Source organism: Celeribacter baekdonensis, assembly GCF_003047105.1.
GTDB lineage: Bacteria > Pseudomonadota > Alphaproteobacteria > Rhodobacterales > Rhodobacteraceae > Celeribacter > Celeribacter baekdonensis_B.
The window spans coordinates 2,502,976-2,518,856 of sequence record NZ_CP028475.1 but is presented as its reverse complement, the minus strand read 5'-3'; the positions used below and the strand labels follow the sequence as shown (position 1 = coordinate 2,518,856).

At 56.0% G+C, this 15,881-nt stretch carries 14 protein-coding genes and 1 pseudogene; 7 read left to right on the top strand and 8 right to left on the bottom strand.

Annotation, left to right across the window (positions count from 1 at the left end):
* Positions 1 to 5: 5 nt before the first annotated feature.
* Positions 6 to 1,064 (top strand): maleylacetate reductase, encoded by a 1,059-nt coding sequence (locus tag DA792_RS16030; protein ID WP_107721049.1) that lies wholly within the window; start codon positions 6 to 8, stop codon positions 1,062 to 1,064.
* Between the two features lie 24 nt (positions 1,065 to 1,088).
* Positions 1,089 to 1,928, top strand: coding sequence for an intradiol ring-cleavage dioxygenase (locus DA792_RS16025; protein ID WP_107721047.1), 840 nt, complete (start codon positions 1,089 to 1,091; stop codon positions 1,926 to 1,928).
* Positions 1,929 to 1,996: 68 nt separating this feature from the next.
* Here DA792_RS16025 and DA792_RS16020 read toward each other — a convergent pair whose 3' ends face one another.
* The 3 genes from DA792_RS16020 to DA792_RS16010 all read right to left on the bottom strand — a co-directional run bounded on the left by DA792_RS16020 (position 1,997) and on the right by DA792_RS16010 (position 5,058).
* Entirely contained in the window at positions 1,997 to 3,481 is a 1,485-nt protein-coding gene (locus DA792_RS16020; RefSeq protein WP_107721045.1) for a tripartite tricarboxylate transporter permease, read from the bottom strand.
* 11 nt (positions 3,482 to 3,492) lie between these two features.
* Positions 3,493 to 4,032, bottom strand: coding sequence for a tripartite tricarboxylate transporter TctB family protein (locus DA792_RS16015; RefSeq protein ID WP_107721042.1), 540 nt, complete (start codon positions 4,030 to 4,032; stop codon positions 3,493 to 3,495).
* A 90-nt stretch (positions 4,033 to 4,122) separates the two neighbouring features.
* Entirely contained in the window at positions 4,123 to 5,058 is a 936-nt protein-coding gene (locus DA792_RS16010; protein ID WP_107721040.1) for a tripartite tricarboxylate transporter substrate-binding protein, read from the bottom strand.
* A gap of 199 nt (positions 5,059 to 5,257) precedes the next feature.
* Between DA792_RS16010 and DA792_RS16000 the strand changes: the two genes are divergently transcribed.
* The 4 genes and pseudogenes from DA792_RS16000 (at position 5,258) to DA792_RS15985 (ending at position 9,557) form a co-directional block, all read left to right on the top strand.
* Positions 5,258 to 6,286: an AraC family transcriptional regulator gene (locus tag DA792_RS16000; protein ID WP_107721035.1), complete on the top strand. Its 1,029-nt coding sequence runs from the start codon at positions 5,258 to 5,260 to the stop codon at positions 6,284 to 6,286.
* 350 nt (positions 6,287 to 6,636) lie between these two features.
* Positions 6,637 to 7,776 (top strand): tyramine oxidase subunit B, encoded by a 1,140-nt coding sequence (locus DA792_RS15995; protein WP_107722735.1) that lies wholly within the window; start codon positions 6,637 to 6,639, stop codon positions 7,774 to 7,776.
* A 33-nt stretch (positions 7,777 to 7,809) separates the two neighbouring features.
* Complete coding sequence (locus tag DA792_RS15990; RefSeq protein WP_107721033.1) at positions 7,810 to 8,232, top strand: Rid family hydrolase; 423 nt, start codon at positions 7,810 to 7,812, stop codon at positions 8,230 to 8,232.
* A 33-nt stretch (positions 8,233 to 8,265) separates the two neighbouring features.
* A pseudogene (locus DA792_RS15985) lies at positions 8,266 to 9,557 on the top strand (NAD(P)/FAD-dependent oxidoreductase).
* A 170-nt stretch (positions 9,558 to 9,727) separates the two neighbouring features.
* Here the strand turns inward: DA792_RS15985 and DA792_RS15980 are convergent.
* From DA792_RS15980 to DA792_RS15960, 5 genes are all read right to left on the bottom strand, one after another.
* Positions 9,728 to 10,420, bottom strand: a complete 693-nt coding sequence (locus tag DA792_RS15980; RefSeq protein ID WP_107721032.1) for a GntR family transcriptional regulator — start codon at positions 10,418 to 10,420, stop codon at positions 9,728 to 9,730.
* Positions 10,421 to 10,512: 92 nt separating this feature from the next.
* Entirely contained in the window at positions 10,513 to 11,316 is an 804-nt protein-coding gene (locus DA792_RS15975) for an ABC transporter permease subunit (protein WP_107721030.1), read from the bottom strand.
* Positions 11,313 to 12,236 carry an ABC transporter permease subunit gene (locus DA792_RS15970; protein WP_254679716.1) on the bottom strand — a complete coding sequence of 308 codons (924 nt, stop codon included), beginning with the start codon at positions 12,234 to 12,236 and terminating at the stop codon, positions 11,313 to 11,315. The genes DA792_RS15975 and DA792_RS15970 overlap by 4 nt, the downstream gene beginning before the upstream one ends.
* Positions 12,237 to 12,262: 26 nt before the next feature.
* Positions 12,263 to 13,402, bottom strand: coding sequence for an ABC transporter ATP-binding protein (locus DA792_RS15965; RefSeq protein ID WP_107721026.1), 1,140 nt, complete (start codon positions 13,400 to 13,402; stop codon positions 12,263 to 12,265).
* 71 nt (positions 13,403 to 13,473) lie between these two features.
* The gene (locus tag DA792_RS15960; protein WP_107721024.1) at positions 13,474 to 14,559 is read right to left on the bottom strand and encodes a polyamine ABC transporter substrate-binding protein; all 1,086 of its coding nucleotides are present in this window, start codon (positions 14,557 to 14,559) and stop codon (positions 13,474 to 13,476) included.
* Positions 14,560 to 15,093: 534 nt separating this feature from the next.
* Here DA792_RS15960 and DA792_RS15955 point away from each other — a divergent pair.
* Positions 15,094 to 15,783 carry a GntR family transcriptional regulator gene (locus DA792_RS15955; protein WP_107721022.1) on the top strand — a complete coding sequence of 230 codons (690 nt, stop codon included), beginning with the start codon at positions 15,094 to 15,096 and terminating at the stop codon, positions 15,781 to 15,783.
* The last annotated feature ends 98 nt before the right edge of the window (positions 15,784 to 15,881 follow it).

The following is a 15,881-nucleotide window of genomic DNA, read 5'->3' as shown; positions in this document are numbered from 1 at the left end:
AATCCATGAAAGAGTTTACCTATCTGTCTCACCCGCGCCGTGTCCTGTTTGCGTCAGGGGCACGTCGGTCTCTTGGGGGAGAACTGGATCGGTTGGGCATCACGCACCCGCTGATTTTGACCACGCCACATCAAGAAAACGCCGTTGAGGACCTGGCTGATGGGCTCATGGGGCGGAACTGGTCGCAGTTTTCCGGTGCTGCCATGCACACGCCAGTAGAGGTCACTGCTGAGGCGATGTGCAGCTATGAAAAGAGCGGCGCGGATGGGGTTGTCTCCATCGGCGGCGGGTCGACCATCGGTTTGGGCAAGGCGCTTGCGGTGCGTCAAGACTGTGCACACATTAGCTTGCCGACGACCTATTCGGGGTCTGAGATGACCGACATTTTGGGTGAAACCGAAGGTGGTCAGAAAGTGACCCGTCGCGACGCGAAAATCCGTCCCGATACAGTGATTTATGATGTCGATTTGACGTTGGGGCTGCCGGTCGGACTATCGGGTCTTTCGGGGATGAACGCCATGGCTCATGCGGTCGAGGCGCTCTATGCTCCGAACGCCAATCCGGTCAGCGACCTCATGGCGCTGGAGGCTATTGGTGTTTTGGCTTTGGCTTTGCCAAAGCTCGCGGATGCGCCGGAGGATGTCGATATCCGCGCCAAACTTTTCTACGGCTCGTGGCTCTGCGGCCTCTGTCTTGATGGCGCGGCGATGTCTCTGCATCACAAAATTTGTCACACATTGGGTGGCAGTTTTGATTTGCCCCATGCCGAAACGCATACGGTCATGTTGCCGCATTCGCTTGCCTATAACGCACCCGCGATTGCACCGGTGATGGCGCGTTTGACATCCGTGCTTGGGGCCGATCCGGCGCAGGCGATCTTTGATCTGTCCGGTCGGTTGCGGGCACCGCGTGCGCTGTCCGATCTGGGGATGCCCGAAGGTGGGATCGCCAAAGCAGCGCAGATGGCGCTGAAAAGCCCTTATGCCAATCCACGTCCGCTCGAAGAGGCCGCTCTGAGCGCGATGTTGACCCGTGCGTGGCGCGGAGAGGCACCGCAGTCGTAAACATATTTGGGAGGAGGAGCAGGCATGAGTGCTTATTTTGAAGAGAGCAAATCCATCGAGGTGGTGAATGCTCGCATGGGGGCGGATGTGCCGGAGCGGCTGGCCACAGTGATGCGTGCGCTGGTTGCGCATCTCCACGCGTTTGTCAAAGACGTGGAGTTGACCGAGGAGGAATGGGGCAAAGCGATTGAATTTCTCACCGCCACCGGCCAAATTTGTTCCGGGGAACGTCAGGAATTCATCCTGCTGTCGGATGTTTTAGGCGTGTCGATGTTGGTTGACGCAATCCAGAACCGCAAACCAAAGGGCGCGACGCCCTCCACCGTGTTCGGTCCGTTTCACGTCGAAGGTGCGCCGGAGCGTCCGATGGGCTTTGACATTTCACTGGACGGAAAAGGGGAACGATGCCTGTTTGAAGGACGAATTCTGGACATCGACGGCAATCCGATTGAGGGCGCTGTGATGGACGTGTGGTCCGACAATGCGGAGGGCTTTTACGATGTGCAACAGCCCGATATTCAACCCAAATGGAACAATCGCGGGGTGTTTAAAACTGGGCCTGACGGGCGCTACTGGTTCTACGGGATCAAGCCGGTGTCCTATCCGATCCCCGATGATGGCCCTGTTGGGCAAATGCTGGGCCATATCGGGCGTCATCCGTTCCGTCCGGCACACACTCATTTTCGCGTCGTCGCAGAAGGCTATAAGCCACTGATCACCCACACGTTTGTGGCGGGGGATCCCTATCTTGAGGGCGACACGGTTTTTGGCGTGAAGAGCGATCTGATTGTTGATTTTATCCAAGAGGATGCAGGTGAACGGACCGGGGAGTGGACGGCGCTCTTTGATTTTGTTCTGGTCTGATCCTGAGCGACAGTTTCCACGACAAAAGGGGCACCGTGAGGCGCCCCTTTTGTATTTCAGTTCAGTCTTTAATGCGTCATTTTCAGGCGGTGGTTTTGGATCGCCGCGCGCATTGAGGAGGCGATGATCACCACGATGACGATGGCAAGGAACGCCGCAATCGGACGATCCACAAAGTCGAGAGGGCTGGTCACACGGGCCATGGCGGCGCGGAGTTTGACCTCCATGATATTGCCCAAAACCATCCCAAGGATGATTGGAACCACCGGAAGGTTAAGCCGTTTGAGGATCAACCCAAGCACCCCGAAGGCGGCGGCAATGGCACAATCCACGGCGGAATTGCGCAGCGAATAGACGCCGACAAAACTCAACATCAGGATCATCATCCCCAAGAACCGAGTGGGAATACGGATCAGCCGAATGAGCCAGTTGGACGAGATCAACATAAACAAGATGACGATCACATTGAGGGCCAAAAGCGCGATGTAGAGCGCATAGATAAAGTCGATATGATCGCGGAACAGCGCCGGGCCGGGCACCACGTTGTGGACGTAGAACACCGACAACATCATCGCGGTCAACGCCTCGCCGGGGATACCAAGCGCCAAAAGCGGGATCATCGCGGCGGCGGGCACGGCGTTGTTGGCGGACTCGGAGGCGACGAGGCCTTCTTCTGAGCCGTTCCCGAATTTTTCAGGCGTTTTGGAGCGTTTGCGCGCAAGGGTGTAGCTCATGAATTGCGCGGTGAATTCGCCGACGCCGGGGATCATGCCCATGACCACGCCAAAAAATGACCCCGTGGCCGCCACACGTTTGTATTTGAGCACGCCAAGCATCTCTTTGCCCATGCCGCCTTTGACCGGGGCGGCGTCCGGGGCGCTTTCGGGATCGACCAATAAGGAGAACGCCTGAGAGATCGCAAACAGACCCAAAACCACCACAATCAGGTCAAGACCAGAGGTCAACCAGTCTTGGCCAAAGGTAAAGCGCATGGTGTATTTCACCGGCTCCATGCCAACGGATTGCAACAAAATCCCCAGACCTGCCATCATGCCCGCCGCCGCGATTTGGCCCCGGTGAGCGACGATGACCAAAACGATGCCAAGCAAGGCCGCAAGGAAGATTTCGCGCGCGCCAAACATCGGTGCGATTTTGGCCAAGAGCGGCGACAACAGGATCAAGGCAAGGATCGACAGGATGCCGCTGAAAAACGACGCGCCATAGGCAAGGCCGAGCGCTTTGGTTGCTTCGCCGCGTTGGGTCATCGGGTAGCCATCATAGGTGGTCAGCGCATTCACCGCCGTGCCCGGTGTGTTGATCAACACGGCGGGCAGAGAGCCGCCAAACATCGAAGACCCGTAAATCCCCAACAGCATCACCAACCCAACCAAGGGCGGCAAGGCAAAGGTGGCGGGGAGCAAGATTGCGATCGCCACCGCGGGACCAACGCCCGGAATGGCACCAATGATCACGCCGCCAATGGAGCCAATCATGAGGGCCACCAAGACGTCGAAACTCATCAAGAGGGAGAGACCGGAAAGAAGCGCATCCATTTCGGAAACCTTTAGAAATTGACCATCATGAAGGTGCGGATGCTGTCGGGAAGATAGGCATACAGCGCGCCTGAGGGCACTTTGACATTGAGGCCGGCCTTAAACACGGCAACGACTGCGAAGCCGAAGATGGCGGCAATGGCGAAACTTTGAGGGCTGCGATAGCCAAGACGCCAGACCAACAGCACGGAGAAGAGTATTGAGGCGGGCAGGTATCCGATCACGGGAACGGCGAGGACATAGGCCAAAAACCACGCCACGAATTCCAGAGATTGCGCCCAGTAGAGCACTTCTTTGCCGCGCCCGGGACTACGTTCAGACGCGATTGAGCCGATCAAATGCACCGCGCCGAACCCAACCATCATAAAAATACCAATGGCGGGCCAAAACGCCGGCTGGGCAAACAGCGGGGTTTTTTCGACCCAGCGGGTTTCTTGCGGCAAAAGCATCAAACTCACGACGGCGAAGACCATAAAAGCCGTGGCAAATACGAAATCGCCGGGGCGACGTTGGCGCTGAAACAGCTCAACAAAGGTTTTAAGGCGCTCCATGGCATTGCTCCTGAGGCATGAAGAAGAGACGGGGCCCGAACAGCCCCGTCGTCCGTCTGTTAAAGCAGTGATGTCATCGCAGGCGAGGGATCAGTCGATGTAGTCGCTGATCCGTTGAAGCGTTTCGGTATCTTTGAGCATCTGTGCTTCAGACGCCTCAATGTCGAGCCAGTAGATTTCAGCACCTGTGTCTGCGGCAATTTGTTGTGCGGTATCGGAATGGATCACTTTCTCAGCAATAGCTGCGATTTTGTCGCGCGCGTCTTGCGGTGTGTCTTTGTGAACGAACAGACCATTCCAGGTTGAGAATGGCAGATCAGGGGCGATCTCTCCGGCTGTTGGGACGTCCGGCAAAAGCGGGATGCGATTGTTGGTCACTGACATTAGAATGTTGAGATCGTCCATACAGGGGCGGATCAGTTGCAGCGTGGTGTTGATCACATCGGCGTCGCCTGAGGCGAGCGTGTTGCAATCAAGCGCATCAAAGGCCGCATCAGAAGCGTAGGAAAAGCCAAGCTCTTTGGCGAGGGCAAGTGTGTGACGCGCGGGGCTTGTTTCAGAGCCGAAATGGCCCAAAGCGACGTCGTGATCTTGGGCGTAGGCGGCAAGCTCTGCCATGGTCGAATAGGGCGCGTCCCCTGCCGCTGCGACGACAAACGGATAGCTTAAGAAAATGCCAACCGGCTCGAATGGATTGGGGTCAAGCGGGCCGATGCCGATGTAGGGGCCGACCATGGGGACGTCGATCACGAAGGAGCCGACAGTGTAGCCATCCGCCGGAGCCAGCGCCACGTCAACCGCACCGGGGAAGGGGCCGCCGCCGCCGCCAGGTTTGTTCACCACGGCTGCGGGCACGCCGTAAGTGGCCTGAAATTCGTCTGCGATCATGCGGGTCAGGATGTCTTCCAAATCGCCGGGCGGGAAGGGAACGACGAATTCAACGGGCTTTTCGGGATACTCTGCAGCGGCGGCCAAAGGTACGGCGGCCAGCATGGCGGCGGCGCCTATTTTCAAAAGCGTGGTCATTTTGTCTCCTGTCGGGCGTATCGGCGACTTTGTGCGGCCGACGTTTGTTTTTGCGCGTCGCTGCCCTCCAACGATATGGGGGCAGTTTCGCTTTGCCCGCTAAACATGTCATCCACCCAATTTTCCGCCATTGCAAAACGCGCCAAAAAAGCGATAATTTGCGCAAGTCCCTTTTCCAAACAGATGGAAATTTAAACAGATGGCAGATGCGACGCACGGCCATGCAGCAATTCGCAGTACGGTGCTTGGATCCGTTCTCGACCGGTTGATTGCGCGGGGCGTTTCGACTCAGCCGCTTTTGTCAAAGCACGGGATGAGCCTTGATATATTGAAAGATCCCTATGCCCGACTTTCGATGATGGAATATGCGGGATTTATGGAAAGTGCCGCCGCTTTGTCAGGGGATGAGCACATTGGGGCCCGGATCGGAAGCGACATTCGTGCCGGAGATCTTGGCCCAATGGGCATTCTCTTGTCGCTCTCACGGTCAATTTATGTCGGACTTGATCGGATTGTGAGATCCACGCGGTCGTTACAAACGGGCACCGAAGTGGCGCTCATTGAAAATGGCGAGGACGTGTTTTGGTCCTACCGTTTGGTCGACGGCCACATCTGGCCACGGCGGCAAGATGCCGAATTCACCCTTGTCGCAACCACCCAAGTGATCCGAGACAATTTTATTGGGCGCTGGGCACCACAACAGGTTCATTTCGAACATGTTGAGCCGGAGAATGCGCAGTTCTTGCGTCGGTATTTTGGCTGTCCGGTGCTGTACGGTCAGGCGACAAATCGGTTGGTGATGGATCGTGGCCCGATGTTGGAGATTTACCGTGCGGAAGACACTGCGTTGGTGTCTATGTTGGAACGTCACATCGCGGATTTGATTGAGAAAACACCGCGACGCTCCACGCTCACGGAAGCGACGCGTTCCATCGTGTCTTCGTCTCTCGGATTGCGGCCCGTGTCGGTTGAGAGGGTGGCAGAAACCTTGGGCCTGTCCTCACGTAACCTTCAGCGCAAGCTGGCGGAGGAGGGCACAAGCGTGCGGATTTTACTTGATGAGATCCGGCGGACGCGGGCCGAAATGCTCTTACAGGAGGGCACACAAAGTGTTGGTCGCATTGCGACGGCATTGGGCTACGCCGATGGCACAGCCTTTTGGCGCGCCCATAAAAGATGGTCCGAACATTCGCCGCGCCAAGTGAAGGCAGCGGGATCATCGCTGTAATCAAGAGTGCGTAGCGAGACGTCTGAGCATGCGCGTCGCGGGAGGATTCGCCGTGGGTCAGCATGGAAAATGCGACACGACATCAAACTGCTTAAATTTCGCTCACACCCCCAAAAAACCCGCACAGAGATTAGAAGCCTTGCAGATAAAGGGTTTTCGCAATGGCTGCGTCTAAATTGAAAACACCATTGCAGTGTGTGGATAACGCTCGGATGGCGTAAAATATCGGAAAAATGACGCGCCGCGCAATGGGCAAACCCGTCTGCAATCTCGTTTCTGGTCATCAGATCGCCGCCCGTGTTCTATTCGGGACCGTGGCGGCCCATGACACAGCGACCAAAGAGAGCCCCATGACAAACTTGCCCAAAATTGATTTCATCTACCTCAATGAACAAGACATGATCAAAGCAGGCGTGACCGATATGGCCGGTTGCGTGGATGCCATGGAGGATATGTTTGTCCTGCTGCACAAAGGCGATTATCGCATGGCGGGCGCGAACAATGACAGCCACGGTGCAATGGTGGTTTTCCCCGAAAACTCGCCCTTTCCGAACATGCCAAAACCCACGGCAGACCGCCGTTTCATGGCGATGCCTGCCTATCTTGGTGGCGCATATGGCACCACTGGGGTGAAATGGTATGGCTCTAACATTGCAAACCGGGACAAGGGCCTGCCGCGGTCCATTTTGATGTTCACGCTCAACGATACCGATACGGGTGCGCCGCTTGCGATCATGTCTGCAAACCTGTTGTCTGCTTACCGCACAGGCGCGGTGCCCGGCGTTGGTGCCCGTCACCTGGCGCGCAAAGACTCGAAGGTGGTGGCGGTCTATGGTCCCGGCGTGATGGGCAAGACCTCCCTTGCGGCTTTCATGGTGGCGTGCCCGGGCATCGACACTTTGAAAATTCAGGGCCGGGGCCAAAAGAGCCTCGACAGCTTCATCTCTTGGACCAAAGAGACCTATCCGCAGATCACCAACATCGAGATTGTCACCGACATCGAAACCCTCGTGCGCGACGCTGACATCGTGACCTATTGCGCCTCTGGTGAGACGGGTGACGTGTCGAAATACCCGATTGTGAAACGCGACTGGCTCAAACCCGGCGCGTTCCTGTCGATGCCCGCGTCCTGTGAGATTGACGAGGGTATGGAGCAAAAAGACGTGCGCAAGGTGATGGACAACATCGGTCTCTATGAGGCGTGGTTCGAAGAACTGCCGAAACCCGCCCACGTCCACGTTCCGGTCATCGGTGTGCGGTTCATGGACATGATCCATGAGGGTAAAATGACCCATGATGATCTCGAAGACCTCGGCGGGATCTGTGCCGGGGCCACTCCGGGTCGGCAAAATGATGAGGAGATCATCATGCTGTCCGTTGGCGGGATGCCGGTCGAAGATGTGGCTTGGGGCACAACCGTGTACCGCACGGCGATCGCGAAAGGCATCGGCACCAAGCTCAACCTGTGGGACGAACCTGTGCTGCGTTGATTTAAATATCTATTTGAAATAGAAAGAAAAAACATGACAAAAATTGTCAAAGTCAAAACCGGCGCCAAGCTGGAACAGCTCAGCAGCTATTCTCGCATCGTGATGGTCGACAACTGGATTTCGGTGTCGAACACCGCCGGGCGCAATCCGCAGACGAAAGAGATTCCCGAAGACCTGCGCGAACAGACGCTTCAGGTGTTTGAGACTATCGAAAATGCGCTCAAAGCCGTGGGATCGGGACTTGAGGATGTGATCTCTACCCGCGTGTTTATCCAAACGCCCGGTGACACCCCAGCCGTGATGGAGATTTTCGGAGAAAAATTTCGCGGCGTTGATCCAACCACCACGGTGACCTGTCCGCCGCTTGGCTCCTCCGTCTACAAAGTTGAGATCGAGGTCAGCGCCTATCGCGGCGCGTCAAAAGCCGAGATCGAATACATCGACACCTCGCTTTGATCGCCCCACTGCGCCTCCTTTAAGGACTGCCCCATGGCCCCCAAAACCGCCCCTGTCCAAACGGCTGCTGAAGCGCCGAAATCCACCTCTGTCATCATCATTGGCGGTGGAATTGTCGGGTTGACGGCGGCGTTGACCCTCGCTGAGCGCGGGATTTCCGTCACGGTTCTGGAAAAGGGCCGGGTTGCGGGCGAACAATCCTCGCGCAATTTGGGCTGGATTCGTAAAACATCCCGCGCGCCGCAAGATGTGCCCATGTCTTTGGCCTCGGACGCGCTTTGGGCGACGATGGCACAGCGCACGGGCGTGGATGTCGGCTATCGGCAAGAAGGTATTTTGTTCGCCGCCAAAACCGAGGTGGAACTGGACATGCATCGCGCATGGCTTGCCTCGGTGGCGGAGTACAACCTCGACAGTCGGATGGTGACGGATCAAGAGATCGCGGAACTGGTTCCGGGGGAGGGACATCTTGGGCCGGGGGGATTTACACGCCCTCGGATGGCTACGCCGAACCGACGATTGCCCCGATCGCCATTGCCAATGCCGCGGTCGCCAAAGGTGCGGTGATCGTCGATAACTGTGCGGTGCGCGCGCTGGTGCGCTCTGCCGGGAAAGTCAGTGGTGTGGTGACGGAAAGGGGCGAAATCTCCTGTCATCATGTCATCCTCGCAGCGGGGATTTGGTCGCGCAAATTCTTGGGCAATATGGGGGTCTCTTTTCCGACCTTGCCCTTGGTCTGTTACGCCATTCGCACCGCGCCGATGGAGGGGCCGACACCTATCGCTGTTGGGACGCCTGATATGTCGTTTCGCAAGCGCATGGACGGGGGATTTACGGTCTGTCAACGTGGTGCGGTGGGGTCGCCCTTGGTTCTTGATCACGCGCTTTTGGGGATGAAATACTTGCCGATGTTCAAACATGGCCGCAGCATGTTGCGCATCTCTTTGGGTCGAGAGTTCATCGAAGATCTCAAACTTGCGCGGCGCTGGTCGCCGGATCGCATGTCGCCATTTGAGAAAGTGCGCACCATGGACCCACGGGTGAATGCCAGGATCAATGCCGAAGCGATGGCCAATATTAAAACCTATTGGCCCGCTTTCTCGGACATCACATCCGAGGAAGAATGGGGCGGTACGATGGATATCACGCCGGATTCCCTACCTGTCATTGGCGGCGTCGATGGCATTGATGGGTTGACCCTTGCCACCGGGTTCTCGGGCCATGGCTTTGGCACCTCTCCGGCGGCGGGTCAGTTGGCCGCAGATTTGGTGATGGGGGAGGCGCCGATTGTTGATCCAAGCCCGTATCGGTTTGATCGGTGGTGATATCTCTCTTGATCCCGTTCCACCACGGTACGGGCATTGCCAAACTGTTTGGCATCAACCCTGATGGCTTTGCTGCCACCTATGTCAAAAGTGTTCACCCAGACAAACCGGGCAAACCGGCTTCAAATTCTGCCGCGTCTATATGACCGCAGATTTTGCGGATATCGGGCTTATGCGTCGGAAAAAGACGCCTCTTTGAGAAGGTGCTGGGCACCTGCCGAGATGTCCCGGCGGATCAAGTCCGCGGCGGCTTTTCCATCCCCAGCTTCAAGGGCATCCACAATTTCCGCGTGGAAATCGAGCGCTAAAATCCCTGACAGTTTCCCATCAAATTGCTCACCAAATTGACGCAAAAACGGGCCGACTTGGAGCCAGAGTGTTTCAATCAAAAACAAAAGACTGTCAGAGCCGCAGATTTTATAAATTTGAAATTTGAATTCGTAGTTTTGGGCCAGATAGGCGTCAATGTCGTGGTCTATAGCAGCCTGTGTGAGGTTGTGTGAGGCCACACGCAGCGCGCGCAGCGCTTGTTTTGACATGCGATCAGCGGCCAGTTCGGCGGCGCGGGTCTCGACAAGGACGCGCGTGGACATCAGATCAGAGAACCGATCTTTGGTCATTGCGGGCACGATCATCGACCCGTTCGGAAGCTGTTCCAATGCCCGCAAAGCCTGCAATCGCGTGAGGGCTGAGCGCACGGGCATGTCCGATGTGCCCAGCTCTTTGGCCAGTTTCCGGGAGGTGAGTTTCACGCCCTGTTGGATTTGCCCAGACATCAAAGCGCGGGTGATGCGGTTGAACACGATCTCATGCAAGGGCACGGTCTCAATGGCATCCAACCCAAAACTCGTCTTGCCTGACATCTGATGCTCCCACCCGTCCACTTGGTGGTGCACAATGCGCCGCTGCGCCCCATTTTTCAAGGGGCGCAGCGGGGGGTGGACTTGGGGGGAGGTTAGCGACGTGTGTTGGCGCGCTGCATATTGATTGCGGCGGCGGCAATGCCGACCGACACGATCAATATGATGATGGTGGCCAAGGCGTTGACGTCGGGGCTGACGCCAAGGCGCACTTTGGAAAAGATCACCATCGGCAGTGTCGAGGCCCCTGGACCAGAGACAAAACTGGCGACCACCAGATCATCAAGGCTCAGCGTAAAGGCCAGAAGCCAGCCTGAGACCAAGGCCGGTGCGATGACGGGCAAGGTGACGTCAAAAAACACCTGAACCGGACGCGCGCCCAAGTCCTGAGCCGCTTCTTCTAGCGAGAGGTCCATATCGGTGAGCCGCGATTGGATCACCACCGCTGAATAGGCCGCGCCAAAGGTGGCATGGGCGATGATGATGGTCATCACCCCGCGCTGACCGGGCCAGCCGGTGAGGCCCTGTAGGGCGACAAAGAGCAACAAAAGCGACAGGCCGATGATCACTTCGGGCATCACAAGCGGCGCGGTGATCATGGCGCTGAGTAGAGTTTTGACCCGAAACTTGGTGAACCGCGTGAGCACAAAGGCCGCCAAAGTGCCGATAAAGATCGCGATGGTGGCACTTGTGAAGGCGACTTTGAGGCTGAGCCAGGCTGCGTCCAAAATCTGCGGATCACGGAACAGCTCGCCGTACCATTTGGTCGAAAAGCCGCCCCACACCGTCACCAGTTTGGATTTGTTAAAGCTATAGATCACCAAGGACACGATCGGAGCATAGAGGAAAAAGAAGCCCGCAAAGCCGGTGATCATGAGGAAATAGGATCGTTTTTTCATGAATTTGCCTCCGCGTCGGCCGCCTGCGCTTTGCGCAGCAACATGATGGGGATCACAAGAACGAAGAGCATGACAATCGCCACCGCTGAGGCCACCGGCCAGTCACGGTTGGAGAAAAATTCGTTCCAAAGCACTTTGCCGATCATCAACGTGTCCGGTCCACCAAGCAGGGAGGGGATCACGAACTCGCCCACGGCAGGAATGAACACCAACATTGAGCCCGCCAAAATGCCGCTGAGCGACAGGGGCAGGGTGACGGTGAAAAAGATCGTTGCCGGACGAGCGCCCAGATCAGAGGCGGCTTCGATATAGGATTGATCGAGTTTCACCAGATTGGCGTAGAGTGGCAGGATCATGAACGGCAGGTAGGTGTAAACGATGCCGACATAGACCGCGAAATCCGTTTGAAGCATCACGATCGGATCGCTGATCAGGCCGGTTTTGAGTAAGATGTTGTTGATGATGCCGTTGGTGCCCAAGAATCCAATCCATGCGTAGACCCGCAATAGGAACGATGTCCAAAAGGGCAAAATCACCGCCATCAAAAGCAAGTTCCGCTGGCTTGGGCTGGAGCGGGCGATGAGATAGGCCATCGGATAGCCGATGAGCAACGTGAGGAATGTCGAACCGGCCGCGATTTTTACAGATTCGAAATAGGCGGCGAAGTAGAGCGGATCTTCGAACAGAAACAGATAGTTGTTAAAGTTCAGATGGATCGACAAGATCCCATCCATCCACTCCCAAACCGGTAGATAAGGCGGGCGCGCAATCGCCGGTTCCGAGAGAGAGATTTTCGCGACCACCAAAAATGGGATCAAGAAAAAAACCAGCAGCCACAGGGTGGGAACGGCGATGACAAGGCCGCGACCCGTGAGCCCCAGACGTAGGCACAACCGGCGGATGGGGGCCACAAGCGGCATGGTTTTACGTGAGGCGGGGGCTATGGTCATGACACAAGCACAACGCCAGATGCGCCGCCCCAGCCAAGGTACACTTTGTCGCCCCATGTCGGCGAGTCGCCTGCATAACGGGTCAGGTTTGGCCGCGCCACACGGACAATTTTACCACTCTCTAGTGCAACATGATAGATGGATTGATTGCCGAGATAGCCGATCTCTTTGACTGTCCCTGTGGTCAGATTGCGCAGGTCGCCCAAAGGTTGGCGACGCATTTGAATTTTCTCAGGTCGTAGAGCGATGGCCACCTTTTGTCCCAGGGTGCAACTCACACCATGATCCACAAAAATCTCTGTTCCCGTTTCAGGTGAGGCGATGACAACATGATCTACCTCGTCCTCGATGATCCGGCCTTCAAAGGTGTTCACCGAGCCGATAAAATCAGCAACAAAGCGGTTTTGCGGGTATTCATATACTTCGCGCGGGGTGCCAACTTGGACGATTTCGCCGTCCGTCATCACGCCGATGCGGCTTGAGAGGGTCATGGCCTCTTCTTGGTCGTGGGTCACGACGACAAAGGTGATGCCAAGGCTTTCCTGAATTTTGATCAGTTCAAATTGGGTCTCTTCGCGCAGCTTTTTATCCAATGCGCCAAGAGGCTCGTCGAGCAACAGCAGTTTAGGTTTTTTCACCAAGGCACGCGCCAGAGCAACGCGTTGACGTTGGCCGCCGGAAAGTTGGTGCGGTTTGCGGGTGGCGAATTTCGACATTTGCACAAGCGCCAAAATATCCGCAACCCGTTGGCGGATTTCATCCTTGGCCACCCTATCACGTTTCAACCCGTATGCGATGTTCTTTTCGACCGTCATATGCGGGAAAAGTGCGTAGGATTGGAACATCATATTGGTTTGGCGTTGGTGTGGGGAGACGCCGGTCTGGTCCTGACCGTCAATGATGATCTTTCCGCTTGTGGGCGTTTCAAACCCGGAGAGCATCCGCAAGAGCGTGGATTTCCCGCAACCCGACCCGCCCAAGAGGCAGAACAATTCACCGCGGTAAATGTCGAGAGAGACATTTTCCACCGCAACGAAGTCGCCAAACTTTTTGGTTACGTTTTGGATTCTCAGGAAAGGGGTCGCATCTGCGTCGGCCCAAGGCTCGGCATGAGCCGGTGTGGCAGCCTGTGTCATAGGGGAGTCCCGTGTGTTGATCTGGATACGAAAACGGCACGCTGCTTGTGCAACGTGCCGAGGAAAGAGGGTTATTGCCCGGTTTTGATCGTGGTCCAGGCGCGTGTCAAAGTCCGATCAAATCGCTGCGTGTGTGGGCGCAGGGAAAAGAGTTTTTCCTTGACCTCTTGCGGCGGGTAGATGCCCGGATCATTGCGCACCGTGTCATCCACAAACGCGGTCGCTGCTGTGTTCGGGTTGGCGTAATACACATAGTTGGTGATGGTGGAGACCACTTCCGGGCGCAGGATGTAGTCAAGAAATTTTACGGCGTTGTCTTTGTTCGGCGCATCATCGGGGATGGTCAACATGTCAAAGCCGATCTGTGCGCCTTCGCGCGGAATGACATAGGCGACGTCTACGCCTTGACCGGCCTCTGATGCGCGGTCCCGTGCCTGAAGGATGTCACCAGAATACCCCAAGGCGACGCAAATTTCGCCATTCGCAATGTCGTTGATGTACTGCGATGAGTGAAAATAGCGGACATAAGGCCGAATGGAGAGCATCAAATCTTCGGCTTTTTTCAGGTCGCCAGAATCCTCTGTGTTCGGATCAAGGCCAAGGTAATTGAGTGCAGGTGCCAGCACTTCGGTTGGGGAATCAAGCAGGGCAATACCACAATCCGCAAGTTTTGCCGTCGTTTCTGGATCAAAGATCATGTCCCAACTGCCGATTTTGTCGGCGTCAATGCGCGCAGCCACTTCGGTGACGTTGTAGCCGATGCCGGTGGTGAACATCATGTAAGGTATGCCGTAGGTGTTATTGGGGTCGTTGACCTCCAGCACTTTCATGATCGTTGGATCAAGATTGCCGTAATTCTCAAGCTGGTCTTTCGGGATTGGGGCAAACACACCGGCTTGGATCTGGCGTGCCATGAATTCGATCGAGGGCACAACCACATCATATCCGGTGGTGCCGGTGAGCAATTTGGCCTCAAGAACTTCGTTGGAGTCGAACACGTCGTAGTTCACGGAGATGCCCGTTTCGGCCTCAAAATTCGCGATCGTGTCTTCGGCGATATAGTCAGACCAATTGTAGACGTTCAATTCGGTGCTTTGTGCCGCAGCGCTTTGCGCCAAAGCACAGGCTGCCACTGCGGCGGTCAGTCCAAGTTTCATAGGGATCTCCACTGTTGTTGGTTGGACGGATTGGCTTTGCCTCAAACCACGCAGCCTGTTGAGGTGGGGTGCGATATTTGATGCCAAATCTCATTTTGTGATACTATTTTCCATAACGATACAGAATGTCGGAGGCGAGTCAAGGTGACACACTCCGGCAAATGCGATCTGACTGCAGGCCAAGTGTGTTGTGCGGGTCATGCCACCACGGCCTGATCGCAGGGTTGGCGCGCGAAAGGAGCGTCGGCTCAGGCATGGGTCCCAAGGTCGGTTGGAATTGGTGTCAAAGCATTTGAGGACACCGTAAATCGCCTCAAAGAGGATGCAGCTGTTGCCAAAACCGCTTGTCGCCAGACGGGCCTAAAGGCCTGCGCGGATAATGCCATGCGGTTTTTTATGCGGTATTTGTATCCTATTTTGATCCGTGTAGGCCAATCCATTCTTGAATAGCATTTGCGTTTACGGCACGGCATTAGGGCGTTGTGTCAGGTGCTTGCTGCGCTATGATTGAGCGAAGATTTGAAAAGGCCATCAATGGATCAAATAGACTGTCGCATTCCTGAGGTTGTCCGCACGCCGGATATGACCACGCAAGAATATGCCTATTTGAGATTGCGCCGCGCAATTATGGTCGGGGCGTTTCCCCCCGGTCATAAATTGACGATCCGGGGTTTGGCACATGATTTAGATCTGTCCCAAACTCCGATCCGCGAGGCGGTGCGTCGGCTGAGTTCTGAGAGTGCGATCGAGGTGCTTGGCAATCGCCGTTTGCGCATACCGGTGATGACGTCGGGCCGCTTTGAGGAGCTGGTGCGGTTGCGCACGGCTTTGGAGTTGCATGCCGCGTTGCGCAGTTTGCCCTATGTGTCCGACATCGTGATCGACCAAATGGCAGAGATCGACAGGATGCTTGACATCGCTGTTGAGGAAAACGATCCGGTGGAGATGACCCGGCTCAACCACGCCTTTCATCGCGCGCTCTATTGTCTCAATCCAGACCAAGCGGTGATGCCGTTGATTGAAAGTCTCTGGCTTCAACTCGGTCCCTTTCAACGCCAAGTGGTGCTCAACCATCAAGATTACTATCGCATTGACCGGCACCAAGAAATTTTGACTGCATTGAAGACCCGTGATGCCGATGCTTTGAGCACAGGGCTTGTGGCGGACATCCAAGAGGGTTTGGTTTTGGCCGGCAAGAAAGCACTTCAAGAGGCAATGACCTGAGCTGAATGCCCGCTTCGACTGACCCATATTTCAACAAGGCACGTCGGCCTCAAAATGTCGCGAGAGACCTGCCTGCGGAGTTTAAAGTGCCCCCGCGA

Excerpts from the sequence above, each read along its gene's own strand:
- DA792_RS16030 (WP_107721049.1), top strand. The coding sequence starts at position 6 with ATGAAAGAGTTTACCTATCTGTCTCACCCGCGCCGTGTCCTGTTTGCG.
- DA792_RS16025 (WP_107721047.1), top strand. The coding sequence starts at position 1,089 with ATGAGTGCTTATTTTGAAGAGAGCAAATCCATCGAGGTGGTGAATGCT.
- DA792_RS16020 (WP_107721045.1), bottom strand. The coding sequence starts at position 3,481 with ATGGATGCGCTTCTTTCCGGTCTCTCCCTCTTGATGAGTTTCGACGTC.
- DA792_RS16015 (WP_107721042.1), bottom strand. The coding sequence starts at position 4,032 with ATGGAGCGCCTTAAAACCTTTGTTGAGCTGTTTCAGCGCCAACGTCGC.
- DA792_RS16010 (WP_107721040.1), bottom strand. The coding sequence starts at position 5,058 with ATGACCACGCTTTTGAAAATAGGCGCCGCCGCCATGCTGGCCGCCGTA.
- DA792_RS16000 (WP_107721035.1), top strand. The coding sequence starts at position 5,258 with ATGGCAGATGCGACGCACGGCCATGCAGCAATTCGCAGTACGGTGCTT.
- DA792_RS15995 (WP_107722735.1), top strand. The coding sequence starts at position 6,637 with ATGACAAACTTGCCCAAAATTGATTTCATCTACCTCAATGAACAAGAC.
- DA792_RS15990 (WP_107721033.1), top strand. The coding sequence starts at position 7,810 with ATGACAAAAATTGTCAAAGTCAAAACCGGCGCCAAGCTGGAACAGCTC.
- DA792_RS15980 (WP_107721032.1), bottom strand. The coding sequence starts at position 10,420 with ATGTCAGGCAAGACGAGTTTTGGGTTGGATGCCATTGAGACCGTGCCC.
- DA792_RS15975 (WP_107721030.1), bottom strand. The coding sequence starts at position 11,316 with ATGAAAAAACGATCCTATTTCCTCATGATCACCGGCTTTGCGGGCTTC.
- DA792_RS15970 (WP_254679716.1), bottom strand. The coding sequence starts at position 12,236 with ATGCCGCTTGTGGCCCCCATCCGCCGGTTGTGCCTACGTCTGGGGCTC.
- DA792_RS15965 (WP_107721026.1), bottom strand. The coding sequence starts at position 13,402 with ATGACACAGGCTGCCACACCGGCTCATGCCGAGCCTTGGGCCGACGCA.
- DA792_RS15960 (WP_107721024.1), bottom strand. The coding sequence starts at position 14,559 with ATGAAACTTGGACTGACCGCCGCAGTGGCAGCCTGTGCTTTGGCGCAA.
- DA792_RS15955 (WP_107721022.1), top strand. The coding sequence starts at position 15,094 with ATGGATCAAATAGACTGTCGCATTCCTGAGGTTGTCCGCACGCCGGAT.